Genomic DNA, 13,649 nt, shown 5'->3' with positions numbered 1-13,649 from the left:
TGGAGGTGGACCCATGACCGCTGAGCCGCTCGCCCCCCCCGCCGGGGGCACCCTGATGCACACCGAGATCATGAGCCTGAACGTGGGGCCGCAGCATCCCAGTACCCACGGCGTGCTGCGGCTGGTGGTGGACATGGACGGCGAGCGGGTGGTCCGGGTCACGCCCCACATGGGCTACCTGCACACCGGCTTCGAGAAGACCTTCGAGCACCGCACCTACCAGCAGGGCGTGACCTACGCGCCGCGCACCGACTACCTGCACTGCTTTTCGCACGAACTCGCCTACGTGCTCAGCGTGGAAAAGCTGCTTCAGGCGCAGGTGCCCGAGCGCGCCAACGTGGTGCGGGTGATCCTGCATGAACTCGGGCGCATCCACTCGCATCTGGTGTTCGTGGGCACCGGCCTGCTCGACCTCGGGGCGCTGACGCCCTTCTTCTACGCCTTCCGCGAGAAGGAGAGCGTGGTGGACCTGTTCGAGGCGGTGTGCGGCTACCGCATGAACCAGGGCTACCTGCGGGTGGGCGGCCTGGCCTGGGACATTCCCGACGGCTGGCCGGACGCCGTGGCGCGCTTCCTCGACCAGATGGAGCGTGGGGTGGACGAGTACACCACCCTCTTTGCCGAGAACCCGATCTTCGTGGACCGGGCGAAAGGCGTGGGCGTGATTCCGGCGCACGTGGCGCTCGACCTGGGCCTGACCGGGCCGAACCTGCGCGCCTCGGGGGTGCCGCTCGACCACCGCAAGGACAATCCCTACTGCGGCTTCGAGGAGTACGACTTCGACGTGGTGACCAGCCCCGACGGCGACAGCCTCGCGCGCTTCACCATGCGCCTGCTGGAGTTCCGCCAGAGCATCCGCATCGTGCGCCAGGCGCTCGCGCGGCTGCGCCCGGGACCCGTCAAGGACCCCAACCGCAAGATCAGCCTGCCGCCCCGGCACGAACTCGAAACGAGCATGGAGGCGGTGATCCACCACTTCAAGCTTGTCACCGAGGGCTTTCACCCCCCCCGGGGCGAGGTGTACGTGCCCACCGAGTCCGCGCGCGGCGAGGTCGGCTACTACGTCGTCTCGGACGGCGGCTCGGTGCCCTACCGGGTCAAGATTCGCGCGCCCAGCTTCGTGAACCTCCAGGCGCTGGAGTACGCCTGCGTGGGCGCGCAGTTTGCCGACCTGATCACCATTCTCGCCACCATCGACCCCGTGCTGGGCGACGTGGACCGTTAGGAGAGCTGGCTTCCTTGAGCTACTTCGCAGACAAATCCACCCTCGTCGCGGACCTCTTCTCCCGCTACCCGGACTCGCCGCAGGGCCGCCGCAGCGCGCTGATGCCGCTGCTGCGCGAGGTTCAGGACGCGGAAGGCTTCGTGTCCGAGGCGCGGATGGCCGAGATCGCCGCGCTGTGCGGCACCACCGCGACCGAGGTCCGCTCGGTCATGAGCTTCTATTCCACCTACCACACCCTGCCGACCGGCCGGTACCACCTCCAGGTCTGCTCGACGTTGATGTGCGCGCTGGCGGGCAGCGACGAGCTGTGGGACCACCTCGTCTCCACCCTCGACGTGCAGCCCGGCGACGTGAGCGCGGACGGGCGCTTCAGCGTGCAGAAGGTCGAGTGCCTGGGGTCGTGCGGCACCGCGCCCGTCGTGCAGATCAATGACCAGGGCTACTACGAGCAGGTGACCCGGTCGAAGTGCGACCGCCTGATCGCGGCGATGCGCGCCGACACGCCCCCGCAGCCCGACAACCCGGTCCCCGTCACCGTGCGCGAGGACGGACGGCAGATGCTGGCGAACGGCGAGCGGGTGGGCGCGAGCATCACGGGCCTCACCCCGCTGGAGCAGGCCACCCCGGGAGGGCAAGCATGACCGCCACCCTGACGCCGCCCAAACCCATCACCAGCGGCAAGGACCCCCGCTTTGCCCCCACCCTCTACGCCCACGTCGGGCAGCAGGGGAGCTGGACGCTGGCGTACTACCAGCGCCACGGGGGCTATCAGGCGGTGCGCCGGGCGTTCGGCCTGGGCGCCGACGCCGTGATCGACGAGGTGAAAAAGTCCGGCCTGCGCGGACGCGGCGGGGCGGGCTTCGCCACCGGCCTGAAGTGGTCCTTCATGCCCCTGAACGACGGCAAGCTGCACTACATCATCTGCAACGCCGACGAGTCCGAACCCGGCTCCTTCAAGGACCGCTACCTGCTCTCCGAAGACCCCCACCAGCTGATCGAGGGGATGCTGATCGGCGGGTACGCGATGCGCGCTTCGGTGGGCTACATCTACATCCGGGGCGAGTACGTCCACGCCGCCGAGCGGATGTGGGCCGCGATTCATGAGGCGCGGGCGGCCGGGTTGCTGGGCAGGAACATTCTTGGCAGCGGCTTCGACTTCGACCTTCAGGTTCACCGGGGCGCCGGGGCGTACATCTGCGGCGAGGAAACCGCGCTGATGAACTCGCTCGAGGGCCTGCGCGCCAACCCCCGCCTCAAGCCGCCCTTTCCCGCCGCTGCCGGCCTGTACGGCCTGCCCACCACCATCAACAACGTCGAGACCTTCTGCGCGGCTACCCAGATCCTCAAGTACGGCGCCGACTGGCACGCGGGCATGGGGACCGAGAAGTCCAAGGGCATGAAGCTCTTTCAGATCAGCGGCCCGGTCGCGCGCCCCGGCGTCTACGAGCTGCCGCTGGGCACGACCTTCCGCGAGCTGATCTACGACTGGGCGGGCGGCCCGCAAGAAGAGATCAAGGCGATCATCCCGGGCGGCTCCTCCTGCCCGATGCTGCGCTGGGACGACAAGACGCTGGACACCCCGATGGACTACGAGGCCATCGCGGCGGCCGGGTCGATGCTCGGCACCGGGGGCGTCACGCTGATCCCCAGGGCGGACTGCATCGTGAACGCGACCTGGAATCTGGTGCGCTTCTACGGCCACGAGAGCTGCGGCAAATGCACGCCCTGCCGCGAGGGCATTTCGAGCTGGATGACCCGCATGTACGAGAAGCTGGTGCGCGGCCACGGCCAGCCAGGCGACGTGCAACTCATCCTCGACATGTCGGAGAACATCGGCGGGCGCTCGTTTTGCGCGCTGGCGGACGCCTGCCTGGGGCCGGTGCTCAGCTCGATTGCGCTGTTCCGCGAGGAATACGACGCCCTGGCGCAGACCGGGCAGCCCATCTACCCGGCCCGGAGAAGGTGGAGGGAGGCATGAAAGTCAACGTCGACGGAACCGAACTCGACCTCCCCGCCGGAACCAGCGCCATCGACGCGGTGTTCCAGGCCGGGCGGGACGTGCCGTATTTCTGCGCGCACCCCTACCTCTCGCCGGTCGGCGCCTGCCGGATGTGCCTGGTCGAGGCCGGAAGCCCCCGCAAGGAAAAGGACGGCTCGTTCACCCTGGACCCGGAAACCGGCCAGCCCAAGATTTTCTGGATGCCCAAGCCGATGGCGTCGTGCACCATGCAGGCGACCGAAGGGATGCATATCCGCACCGCCAAATCCTCGGACGTGGTCGCCAAGGCGCAGGCGGGCATGATGGAGTTCACGCTTCTGAACCACCCGCTCGACTGCCCGACCTGCGACAAGGGCGGGGCGTGCGAGCTGCAAGACCGCGCCTTCGAGTACGGGTACGGGGCCAGCCGTTATGGCTTCGACCGCCGCCACGCCGACAAGCACTATGCGCTGTCCGACTTCATCATCCTCGACCAGGAACGCTGCATCCACTGCAAACGCTGCGTGCGCTACTTCGAGGAGGTGCCCGGGCAGGAGGTGCTGGACTTCATCGAGCGCGGCGGGCACACCTTCATCGACACGGAGGAGGGCGGGTTGCCGGTCGGCTTCCAGGGCAACATCGCGGACATCTGCCCGGTGGGGGCGCTGCTGGACAACGTGGCGCGCTTCCGGGGCCGCAACTGGGAGTACGACCATACGCCCACGACCTGCACCCTTTGCCCGGTGGGCTGCTCCATCGTGGTGGACGCGCGCAACGGGCGGCTGGAGCGCGTCGTGGCGGGCGAGAACCGCGACGTGAACGAGATGTGGATCTGCGACGCGGGCCGCTTCGGGCACGTCTTCGCCTCGGAAGAGCGCCTCACCCTGCCCCTCGTGCGGGTGGAGGGCGAGCTGCGCGAGGCGACCTGGGACCAGGCCATCGAGGCGATGCGGCAGGGCTTCTTCGGTTACACCCATAGCCTGGGCCTCTATCTGAACGCCGACTCCACCCTGGAGGAGGGCGCGGCGCTGGAGGCGCTGGCGGAGGCCATCGGCACGGCGTCGGTGGACCACTGGCCGCGCTACAGCCTGAATATCCCGTCCACCGCCACCCTGACCGATGTGGCGACCGCCGACGCCCTCGTCGTGCTGGGCGCCGATCTGGGCGAGGAGGCCCCGGTGCTGGAACTGCGGGTGCTCGAAGCGCTGCGCGGCGGCCTGCTGCCCCCCGAGTTCGCGCACGGCACCGCCATCGCCGACCTGCGTCTGGTGGAGCGCCCCGCCCGCAAGCCTGAAAAGCTGGCCGTGATCGGGCGCGAGTCGCGGCTGTGGGGCCACGCGGGCATTCAGGCGTCGGCCAACGGGCACAACGCGCTGGCGCGGCTGGTCAAGCCCGATACCGAGGAACTCGCGGCGGCCCTGCGCCTGCTGGAGAATGCCGAGCGCCCGGTGCTGATCGTGGGCGCCGACGTGCTCAACCATGCGGACGCCGGGTTCGCAGCCTCGCTCGCGGAGCTGGCGGGGCGGACCGGGGCGAAGGTGCTGGCCATTCCGGCGGCCCCGAACAGCCGGGGCCTGGCGCACCTCAACCTGGTGCCGCGTGCGGGGGGCGCCGGATACGCGGGGCTGGGGGGGGCGCAGGCGGCCTTCCTCTCCCGGCTCGACCCGGGCGTCCGGGCGCGCGGCTTCACGGTCGTTCACGACACGCACCTCACCGCGACCGCGCAGCTGGCCGACGTGGTGCTGCCTGCGGTCACGGGCTACGAGAAGCGCGGCACCACCGTGAACCTTGAAGGCCGCCTGCTTCCCCTCACCCAGGCCGCGCTCGACGCGGGCGAGGGCGCCGACCTGATTCGCGCGCTGACCGCGCTCGCCGAGGCGCTGGGTGTCCGCGCCCCGGTGCGGGGGCTGCGGGGCGCGCAGGCGCGGCTGGAAGAGCGTTTCGGCCTGCGCCTGGGCGAGCTGCCTGCGGGCGGCGCGGTGCAGTCCCTGGGCACCCGCCACGAGGCCGAGGCCGGGATGCCGCACACCCCGCAGCTCTGGAAAGACCGCATGATCCCGCGCCCCGAGCGCCGGGGCAGCGGTGTCCTGGGCCGCGAGGCGCGCACCGAACTGTGGGAGCTGCCGATGTATTCGCCGGATTCTTCCCAGCCCGCGCCGCGCCCGGGGGGTGACGACTGATGCCCGACTGGCTCGCCGAACTGCTGATCACGCTGGTCAAGGGTGTGCTGGTCGCCCTGGCGCTGCTGACCACCTTCGCCTACATGACCCTGATCGAGCGCCGACTGCTCGCCCGGATGCAGATTCGCTACGGCCCGAACCGGGTGGGGCCGGGTGGCCTGCTCCAGCCGCTGGCCGACGCCGTCAAGAGCATCTTCAAGGAAGACCTGCGGGTCACGCTGGCCGACAAGCTGGTCTACACGCTGGCGCCCATCGTCGCCATCGGCATGGCGCTGACGGCCTTCGGGGGCATCCCGGCCGGGCCTGCCGGATCGCTGTTCGGCGAAGACCCCTGGGTGTACCACCTCGACGCCGGAATCCTGGCGCTGCTGGCGCTGACCTCGATGGGCGTGTACGGCATCTTCCTGGGCGGCTGGGCCTCGGGCAGCAAGTACCCGATTCTGGGCGGCCTGCGCAGCAGCGCCCAGATGATCTCCTACGAACTCGGCATGGGCCTGAGCATCCTGGGTCTGCTGATGCTGGTGGGCAGCACGTCCTTTATCAGTATCGTGGAGTGGCAGGCGCAAAACGGCTGGCTGCTGCTGTTCCAGTCGCTGGGCTTCGCGCTCTTTATCGTCAGCTCCTTCGCGGAGGTCAACCGCACCCCCTTCGACCTTCCCGAAGCCGAGCAGGAACTGGTGGCGGGCTACCTCACCGAGTACTCCGCAATCAAGTGGGCGCTCTTTCAGATGGCCGAGTACGTCAACATGATCACCGCCTCGGCGATCATGGCGACCCTCTTTTTCGGTGGGTACCGGGGGCCGGTGTTTCTGGAGGGGCTGATTCCGGGCATTTCCGGCTGGCCGATCGTCTGGCTGGTCGCCAAGATCGCCTTTTTCCTGTTCCTGTTCATCTGGGTGCGCGCCACGCTGCCGCGGTTCCGCTACGACCAGCTGATGCGCTTCGGCTGGAAGCTGCTGCTGCCGCTGGCGCTGGCGAACACCGTCATGACCGCCGCCTACCTCGCCTACGGGCGCGGCCTGGGGCTGTGGCCGCTGGGCCTGCTCAGCCTGGCCGGACTCCTGCTGCTGCTCGCCCTGAGTGACCGGGTGCGGGTGCTGTGGAACAAGCCCACCGGCGTGCGCGACGCGGAGGGCAACCTGCCCGCGCGCCCTGTGGGGGGCGACTGATGCGCCGCTCCCGCTTCCCTGGAGGTTTCCTATGAGCGTTCTTGATATCGCCAAGGGCATGGGCGTCACGCTCGGCAAGCTCTTTCAGAAGCCGGTCACCGTGAGTTACCCCGAGGAGCGGGCGACCCTCCAGCCGCGTTTCCGGGGCCGCCACGTGCTGACCCGTCATCCCGGCACCGGACTGGAAAAGTGCATCGGCTGCTCGCTGTGCGCCGCCGCCTGCCCGGCCTACGCGATCTACGTGGAGGCCGCCGAAAATGATCCCCTGAACCCCACCAGCCCCGGCGAGCGCTACGCCAAGGTCTACGAGATCAACATGCTGCGCTGCATCTTCTGCGGCATGTGCGAGGAAGCCTGCCCGACGGGCGCGGTGGTGCTGGGCAACGAGTTCGAGATGGCCGACTACCGCTACCGCGACTTCGTGTACGGCAAAGAAGACATGCTCGTCGGCGTGGACGGCTCGCTGCCCCAGCGGCGCGAGGCGGCCCGCAGCGGCAAGCCCGTGCGCCTGGGTTTCCGGGTGGAAAGCGGAGCGCGCAAGGAACTGGAGGGGGTGGAGTACCCGTCATGAGACAGAAGACCCAACCCCGTGTCCCGCCCCCCGCCCCCCTTCCCGCCGCGCAGGGGCGGCCATGATCGCCTTCATGATTCTCGGCGCCCTGGCGCTGGTGGGGGCGGTCATCACCATCACGGCGCGGAACGCGGTCCACGCCTCGCTGGGGCTGGTGGGCACCCTGCTGAGCGTGGCGGGCCTTTTTGCCAGCCTCAGCGCGTCCTTTCTGGCGGCCATCCAGGTCATCGTGTACGCCGGGGCGATTCTGGTGCTCTTTCTCTTCGTGATCATGCTGCTCAATGCCAACCAGCCCATCACCGGGCGCGACCCGGTGCCGTTCGTGCGTGAGCTGGCGGGCATCGGGGGCGTGGTGCTGGCCGGCGCGCTGGCGATCATCGCCTTCTCGTACCGTGACCCCCGGCCGCTGACCGAGAGCGCGGCGGCGCTGCGGGGCGGCACGGCGGGGGCGGTGGGCGAGACCCTGCTCACCCGCTTCCTGCTGCCGTTCGAGGCGGTGAGCATCCTGCTGCTGGTCGCCATCGTGGGGTCGGTGGCGCTGGTCAAGCGGCCTGCGGCGCAGCCCGACGGCGTGACCGACGCGGAGGGCATCGCCCTGCCCGTGCCGCCCGAAGGCCGCCCGTATCCCGAGGGCCAGCTTCAGGAAGAAAGGGTGCGCGCCTAATGGCTCCGACCGCCTATTACCTGGCCCTCTCGGGCCTGCTGTTCGCCATCGGCATGATCGGCGTGCTGACCCGCCGCACCGCGATCATGATCTTTCTCAGTGTCGAGCTGATGCTGAATGCCGCCAACCTCGCGCTGGTGGCCTTTGCCCGGTCGTGGGGGGACCTCGCCGGGCAGACAGCCGTCTTTATCGTGATGACGCTGGCCGCCGCCGAGGTCGCCATCGGCCTCGCGATCATCGTCGCCATCTTCCGCAAGCGTGAGACCACCAACGTGGACGACCTCGCGACCCTGAAAGGCTGAGTCTGCGCGTGCCCCTGTACCTGCTTCCCTTGCTGCCCCTCTTGGGCTTCGCGCTGCTGATGCTCTTTCCCCGTCTCTTTCCCGGCAAGTCGGGCGGCTGGCTCGCGTCGGGCACCGTGCTGGCGAGCTTCGTGATCGCGGTGCTGCGCTACCTCGGCCAGGGCGACGAACCCGCCCGCGAGGTGCTGTGGACCTGGCTGCCGGGCATGGCGCTGAACGCCAACCTGTCCGTCGGCTTCTGGTACGACCAGCTGTCGGCGCTGATGGCGCTGATCATCACCGGCATCGGCTTTCTGATTCACCTCTACTCGGTCAGCTACATGGGCCACGACCGCCAGTTCACGCGCTTTTTCGCGTTCCTGAACTTCTTCGTGGCGATGATGCTGATTCTGGTGCTGGCCGACTCCTACCCCCTCATGTTCGTGGGCTGGGAAGGGGTGGGCATGGCGTCCTACCTTCTGATCGGCTTCTGGTTCAGCGGGCGCAACTCCGAGGCCTCGGACAGGGACCTGCGCGAGGCCAGCGACCGCGAGGGCGTGGCGAACTCCAACGCCGCGCGCAAGGCCTTCATCATGAACCGGATCGGGGACCTGGGCTTTATGTTCGGGATGTTCCTGATCTACCGGCTCTACGGCACGCTGGTCATTCCCGAACTCGCCGTGCGGGTCGAGGGGGCGCAGGTGGCCGTCGCTGGCATCGAACTCGCCTGCCTCTTCTTGCTGGTCGGCGCCATCGGCAAGTCGGGTCAATTGCCGCTGACGACCTGGCTGCCTGACGCGATGGCGGGGCCGACGCCCGTCTCGGCGCTGATCCACGCCGCCACGATGGTCACGGCAGGCGTGTACCTGATCACCCGCAGCCACTTCCTGTACGAGCTGGCGCCGAACGCCTCGACCTGGGTCGCCTGGGTGGGCGGCCTGACCGCGCTGTACGGGGCCCTGTCGGCCCTGAACCAGCACGACATCAAGAAGATCTTGGCGTACTCCACCGTCTCGCAGCTCGGGTACATGTTCATGGCGGTGGGCCTGGGGGCCTACTCGGCGGGCGTGTTCCACCTGCTCACCCACGCTTTTTTCAAGGCGCTGCTGTTCCTCGCAGCGGGCGCGGTGATCCACGCGCTGCACGAGGGGCAGGACGTGCGCCAGATGGGCGGGATGCGCAGGTTCATGCCCTTTACCCACATTGCGGCCCTGATGGGCGTGCTCGCCATCGCGGGCATTCCGATCTGGAGCGGCTTCTTCTCCAAAGACGCGATCCTGGCTGCCGCCTTCGAGGCGAGTCCGGGGCTGTACGTGGTGGGGCTGGGCGTGGCGTTCCTGACCGCCTTCTACATGGGCCGCTGGTACTTCCTGGTGTGGCGCGGCGAGTACCGGGGAGACGTGGCCCATCCGCACGAGGCCGACGGGCTGATGAAGGTGCCGCTGGGCATCCTGGCGGCGGGCGCCACCCTGATCGGGTTCCTGAACGTCCCGACCTTCCTGGGGGGCGGGCACGCCTTCGACGACTACCTGGGCCGGGCCATTCCGGTCCACGCCCATGAGATTCCGGTGGCGACCGAGTGGCTGCTGACCCTGCTCGCCGTGGCCGCCGGAGTGGGCGGGCTGCTGTGGGCGCTGGCCGAGCACCGCCGCCGCACGCTGGCGGACGGCCCGCTGGGGGCCGCGAGCACCAACGCGCTGTACCTCGACCGGGTCTATGACGGTCTGGTGGGGGCGCCCAGCCGCGCAGTCGCGAGCGGGCTGGACGTGGTGGACCGGGGCGTGGACGGCACGCTGGCGGGGATCGCCCGCACCAGTGCCGCGCCGGGCGGTCTCTTTACCCTGTGGCAGAGCGGCTTCGTGCGGGCCTACGCGGTGTCCATGCTGCTGGGCACGGCGCTGATGCTGGGGTACTGGGCGCTGCGCACCATTGGAGGCGGCGCATGATTCACCTGATGATTTTTCTCCCCCTGCTGGGGAGCCTGCTGCTGTTCGCCTTTCCCCGGCAGTGGCGCGAGGAGGTCGCGGGCTTTTTCGCGGCGCTCACCCTGGGGCTGGGCCTGCTGATCTGGCGCGGGGGCGGGGCCGAGCTGTTCAGCATCAACTGGGTGCCCGCGCTGGGCGTGACCTACTCGGTCGAGCTGGGCGGCGCGAGCCTCGCGCTGGCGCTGGTAACCGCCTTCATGACCCTGGTCGCGGTGGTCTACGCCGCGCGGCGGGTCGAGAACCCCGGCACCATGCTCTCGCTGGTGCTGGCGATGGAAACCGGGCTGCTGGGCATCTTCGCGGCGCGCGACCTGGTGCTGTTCTACGTCTTTTTCGAGGACGCCCTGATCCCGGCCCTCCTGATGCTGGCGATCTACGGCGGCCCCGCGCGGATGCGGGCGCTGGTGAAGTTCGGCGCTTACACCCTTTTCGGCAGCCTCTTGATGCTGCTCTCGATCATCGGCGTGAAGTACTACGGGGGAAGCCCGACCTTCGCGCTGAGTGACCTGGTGCAACACCCGGTCGAGGGTCCGGCGCAGACCTGGCTGTACCTGGGCTTCCTGGCCGCGATGGCGGTCAAGCTGCCGCTGTGGCCGCTGCACGCCTGGCTGCCCGACTTTCACGAACAGAATCATGCCAGCGGTGTGCCCGACGTGATGGGCACCCTCTACAAGGTGGGCGGCTACGGGCTGTTCGTCTTCGCCCTGCCACTCTTCCCCGACGCCTCGCTGGCGCTGCGGCCGGTGCTGATGGGCCTCGCGGCCTTCACGGCGCTGTACGCGGCCTGGATCGCCTTCCGCCAGACCAACTGGAAACGGCTGCTGGCCTACGCGGGGCTGTCCCACATGGGCATCGTCGCGCTGGGCATTTTCAGCCTGAACGAGACGGCGACCGTGGGCGCCCTGTACCTGCTCGCCTTTCAGAACGTGTATACCGGCGCGCTGTTTCTGGCGGTCGGGATGCTTCAGGAGCGCGTCGGCAGCCTGGACACCCGCGTGGGCGGCGTGATGACCCAGGCGGGCGCGCTGGGCGGCCTCACCATGAGCCTGTGGTTCGCGTCCATCGCGGTGCCGGGGCTGGCGGGCTTCGTCGGAGAGTTCAGCGTGCTGCTGGGGGCCTATCAGGTCGCGCCCTGGCTGACCTTCGTGGCGGGCCTGTCCACCATCGCCGCCGCCGCCTACGCGCTGACGGCCTTCCAGACGACCTTCTGGCAGGGGAGACCGCCCGGCGGGGTGCGGGTGGCGGACCTGCGCCAGACCGAGTGGCTGGTGCTGGGGGTGCCGCTGGCGGTCGCCATCTTGTTCGGCGTGTACTCGGCCCCGGCCCTGAACCTGATTCAACCTGCCGTGCGCGGGGTGCTGTCTACCCTGGGAGGAACCTGAATGCTTACCCCTCCTGACGTGGCGCTCGCGCCGCTGCTGCCCATCCTGCTGGTGCTGGCGGGCGCGGTGGCCTCGACTGTGCTGGGCTTTCACCTGCCCCGCCGGACCCTGACGTATCTCAACCTCGCGCTGCTGGTGCTGAGCGGCCTCAGCATGGCCCTGCTGTGGAGCGGTCCCGGCGAGGTGCCTGCGACCTCCTTCGGCGGGGGACTCCAGGCCGACAACGTGGCGATCCTGCTGGGGCTGACCCTGCTGGTCGGCAGCGTGATGACCCTGCTGGTGAGCCTGGACACGGCCTTCCGCGCCCGGGTGAGTTTCCCCGAGTTCGACGCGATGCTGATGTACGCGGTGACCGGCACGCTCTTGATCGCCTTTTCCGGCGACCTGATCGTGATGCTGATCGGGCTGGAGATCATGAGCCTGAGCAGCTACGTGCTCGCCACCCTGCAAGACTCGCGCCGCGCCGAGGAATCCGGCCTGAAGTACTTCCTGCTGGGGTCGGCGGGCAGCGCCGTGCTGATCTACGGCCTCGCCTTCGTGTACGGGGCGACCGGCAGCCTGGGCTACGCGGGCATCGCCCAAGCGGCGGCGGGCCTGAATCCCGGGAATCTCGCCCTCTTGGTCGGCGGCGCGCTGCTGATGCTGGCGGGTTTCGCCTTCAAGGTCGCGCTGGCGCCCTTTCACCAGTGGACCCCCGACGTGTATTCGGGCGCGCCGACCTCGGTCAGCCTCTTTCTGAGCACGGTGGTGAAGGTCGCGGCCTTCGCGGGGATGCTGCGGGTCTTCGGCGGCGCCCTACAAAATGCGCCGGGCTGGGCAGGCGTCCTTCAGATCCTGATCGCGGCCACCCTGATTATCGGCAACGCCGCCGCGCTCTTTCAGCCCAACTTCAAGCGGATGCTGGCGTACTCGGCGGTCGCGCACACCGGCTTCCTGGCGATGACGCTGCTGGGCACGCCGGAGGTGGGCGGCTCGGCGCTGAGCTACTACCTGCTGGTGTACACCCTGATGACCGCCGCCGCGCTCGCCATCGTGGCCGCGCTGCAACGCACGGAAGCGGGCATGGAGATCAGTGACCTGCGCGGCCTGTACTACCGCCACCCGGCCTACGCGGCGGCGCTGGCGGTCTGTCTGGCGAGCCTGGCAGGGTTGCCGCCCTTCGCGGGCTTTTTCGGCAAGTACCTCGCGTTCCAGGCGGCCTTCCAGAACGGCTACGTGTGGCTGAGCGTGCTCGCCGCGCTCGCCAGCGTGGCCGCGCTGGTGTACTACCTGCGCCCGGCGATGCTGCTGTTCATGCCCGACCGCACGCCTGCCCGCGAGTACGCGCACGGTCAGCGCACCCCCACCACCCTGACGGTCGCGCTGGGCGTGGTCGGCGTGACGGTGCTGGGCATTCTGCCCAACCTGTGGTACGGCTGGGTCTCCAACCCCGGCATCTGGCAGGCGCTGGCGGGGAGATAGGGTGTAGGCACAGACGGCAGGCAGGGCCGCCCGGGTGGATGGGGCGGCCCTGCCTGTTTTCCGCAGCCTCGGGGCTTACGGATTGACGGGAGACGGAGCGCGTCGCCCCGGCCTCATTCGGCGGGCTTAACTTTGAAGCATGCGTCGCCTCGTCTCCCTGCTCCTGCTGCTCAGTCCGCTGGCCCAGGCCGCCCAGGTCACGCTGCGTCAGGGGGAGACCGGGCGGCTGGGGGCGCGCCAGATCACGGTCCTTGGGGTGCAGGACCGGCGCTGCGGCCCCACAGAAGACTGCCTCGCCGACGTGGTGGCCCGGGTCCGTGTCCAGCAGGGCGCCCAGACGTCGCTGCTGACCCTGCGGTTCCCGCCAGACCGCTTGCCCCGCTGGAGTGGGGTGGGCGTGGCCGGCATGACCGGGGGCGTCTCTTCCAGGGTGACGCTGACAGATCAGCCCTCTGGCAGCCACCAGAACGCCCAACGGGTCACGCTTGGGCGCGGTGAGAGCGGACAGCTCGGTCCCCGGCAGGTCAAGCTGCTTGGCGTGGAGACGCGGCGCTGCCGGGAAGGCGTGTTCTGTACCCGGCCCGTGCTGACCTCCGTTTACGTTCAGGTCCGGTGGGGCAAAAATGCCAGCTGGCTCGCGCTGGCATACCCCCCTCCACCAGCTTGGCCGGGCGTGAGCCTGATCGGCGCGACCGCTGGCCCACGTCCGGCCCTGACCCTGTCCGACCAGCCGCGCTGAGGCCCGGCGACCTC

The 13,649-nt window shown here is 69.2% G+C and carries 12 protein-coding genes; all 12 read left to right on the top strand.

Annotated elements, in window-relative coordinates; translation table 11 throughout:
- The first annotated feature begins 13 nt into the window (after positions 1-13).
- The 12 genes from nuoD to HNQ09_RS03850 all read left to right on the top strand — a co-directional run bounded on the left by nuoD (position 14) and on the right by HNQ09_RS03850 (position 13,635).
- Positions 14-1,225, top strand: coding sequence for an NADH dehydrogenase (quinone) subunit D (gene nuoD / locus HNQ09_RS03905; RefSeq protein ID WP_184025724.1), 1,212 nt, complete (start codon positions 14-16; stop codon positions 1,223-1,225).
- Positions 1,226-1,239: 14 nt separating this feature from the next.
- Positions 1,240-1,866, top strand: coding sequence for an NADH-quinone oxidoreductase subunit NuoE (gene nuoE, locus HNQ09_RS03900; protein WP_184025721.1), 627 nt, complete (start codon positions 1,240-1,242; stop codon positions 1,864-1,866).
- Positions 1,863-3,203 carry an NADH-quinone oxidoreductase subunit NuoF gene (gene nuoF / locus HNQ09_RS03895; protein ID WP_184025718.1) on the top strand — a complete coding sequence of 447 codons (1,341 nt, stop codon included), beginning with the start codon at positions 1,863-1,865 and terminating at the stop codon, positions 3,201-3,203. Before nuoE ends, nuoF begins: the two co-directional genes overlap by 4 nt.
- A complete protein-coding gene (gene nuoG, locus HNQ09_RS03890) occupies positions 3,200-5,383 on the top strand; it encodes an NADH-quinone oxidoreductase subunit NuoG (RefSeq protein ID WP_184025716.1) in 2,184 nt (727 codons plus the stop codon). The genes nuoF and nuoG overlap by 4 nt, the downstream gene beginning before the upstream one ends.
- A complete protein-coding gene (nuoH, locus tag HNQ09_RS03885) occupies positions 5,383-6,552 on the top strand; it encodes an NADH-quinone oxidoreductase subunit NuoH (RefSeq protein WP_184025714.1) in 1,170 nt (389 codons plus the stop codon). The genes nuoG and nuoH overlap by 1 nt, the downstream gene beginning before the upstream one ends.
- A gap of 31 nt (positions 6,553-6,583) precedes the next feature.
- Positions 6,584-7,123, top strand: coding sequence for an NADH-quinone oxidoreductase subunit NuoI (gene nuoI, locus HNQ09_RS03880; protein ID WP_184025712.1), 540 nt, complete (start codon positions 6,584-6,586; stop codon positions 7,121-7,123).
- A 61-nt stretch (positions 7,124-7,184) separates the two neighbouring features.
- On the top strand, positions 7,185-7,787 hold the full coding sequence (locus tag HNQ09_RS03875) for an NADH-quinone oxidoreductase subunit J family protein (protein ID WP_184025710.1): 603 nt from the start codon (positions 7,185-7,187) through the stop codon (positions 7,785-7,787).
- Positions 7,787-8,089, top strand: a complete 303-nt coding sequence (gene nuoK, locus HNQ09_RS03870; protein ID WP_184025707.1) for an NADH-quinone oxidoreductase subunit NuoK — start codon at positions 7,787-7,789, stop codon at positions 8,087-8,089. Before HNQ09_RS03875 ends, nuoK begins: the two co-directional genes overlap by 1 nt.
- A gap of 8 nt (positions 8,090-8,097) precedes the next feature.
- Positions 8,098-10,014: an NADH-quinone oxidoreductase subunit L gene (gene nuoL / locus HNQ09_RS03865; protein ID WP_184025705.1), complete on the top strand. Its 1,917-nt coding sequence runs from the start codon at positions 8,098-8,100 to the stop codon at positions 10,012-10,014.
- On the top strand, positions 10,011-11,435 hold the full coding sequence (locus tag HNQ09_RS03860) for an NADH-quinone oxidoreductase subunit M (RefSeq protein WP_184025703.1): 1,425 nt from the start codon (positions 10,011-10,013) through the stop codon (positions 11,433-11,435). The genes nuoL and HNQ09_RS03860 overlap by 4 nt, the downstream gene beginning before the upstream one ends.
- Entirely contained in the window at positions 11,436-12,896 is a 1,461-nt protein-coding gene (locus tag HNQ09_RS03855; RefSeq protein ID WP_184025701.1) for an NADH-quinone oxidoreductase subunit N, read from the top strand.
- Between the two features lie 139 nt (positions 12,897-13,035).
- Positions 13,036-13,635 carry a hypothetical protein gene (locus tag HNQ09_RS03850; protein ID WP_184025699.1) on the top strand — a complete coding sequence of 200 codons (600 nt, stop codon included), beginning with the start codon at positions 13,036-13,038 and terminating at the stop codon, positions 13,633-13,635.
- Positions 13,636-13,649: the final 14 nt, after the last annotated feature.

The sequence above is a fragment of the Deinococcus budaensis genome, from assembly GCF_014201885.1.
Taxonomy (GTDB): Bacteria; Deinococcota; Deinococci; order Deinococcales; family Deinococcaceae; genus Deinococcus; species Deinococcus budaensis.
Note: the sequence above shows the minus strand (reverse complement) of the source record. Positions and strands in the feature narration are given on the sequence as shown.

What these genes read in the sequence shown, in the direction of transcription:
- nuoD (WP_184025724.1), top strand. Translation starts at nt 14, where the DNA reads ATGACCGCTGAGCCGCTCGCCCCCCCCGCCGGGGGCACCCTGATGCAC.
- nuoF (WP_184025718.1), top strand. Translation starts at nt 1,863, where the DNA reads ATGACCGCCACCCTGACGCCGCCCAAACCCATCACCAGCGGCAAGGAC.
- nuoG (WP_184025716.1), top strand. Translation starts at nt 3,200, where the DNA reads ATGAAAGTCAACGTCGACGGAACCGAACTCGACCTCCCCGCCGGAACC.
- nuoH (WP_184025714.1), top strand. Translation starts at nt 5,383, where the DNA reads ATGCCCGACTGGCTCGCCGAACTGCTGATCACGCTGGTCAAGGGTGTG.
- nuoI (WP_184025712.1), top strand. Translation starts at nt 6,584, where the DNA reads ATGAGCGTTCTTGATATCGCCAAGGGCATGGGCGTCACGCTCGGCAAG.
- HNQ09_RS03875 (WP_184025710.1), top strand. Translation starts at nt 7,185, where the DNA reads ATGATCGCCTTCATGATTCTCGGCGCCCTGGCGCTGGTGGGGGCGGTC.
- nuoK (WP_184025707.1), top strand. Translation starts at nt 7,787, where the DNA reads ATGGCTCCGACCGCCTATTACCTGGCCCTCTCGGGCCTGCTGTTCGCC.
- HNQ09_RS03860 (WP_184025703.1), top strand. Translation starts at nt 10,011, where the DNA reads ATGATTCACCTGATGATTTTTCTCCCCCTGCTGGGGAGCCTGCTGCTG.
- HNQ09_RS03855 (WP_184025701.1), top strand. Translation starts at nt 11,436, where the DNA reads ATGCTTACCCCTCCTGACGTGGCGCTCGCGCCGCTGCTGCCCATCCTG.
- HNQ09_RS03850 (WP_184025699.1), top strand. Translation starts at nt 13,036, where the DNA reads ATGCGTCGCCTCGTCTCCCTGCTCCTGCTGCTCAGTCCGCTGGCCCAG.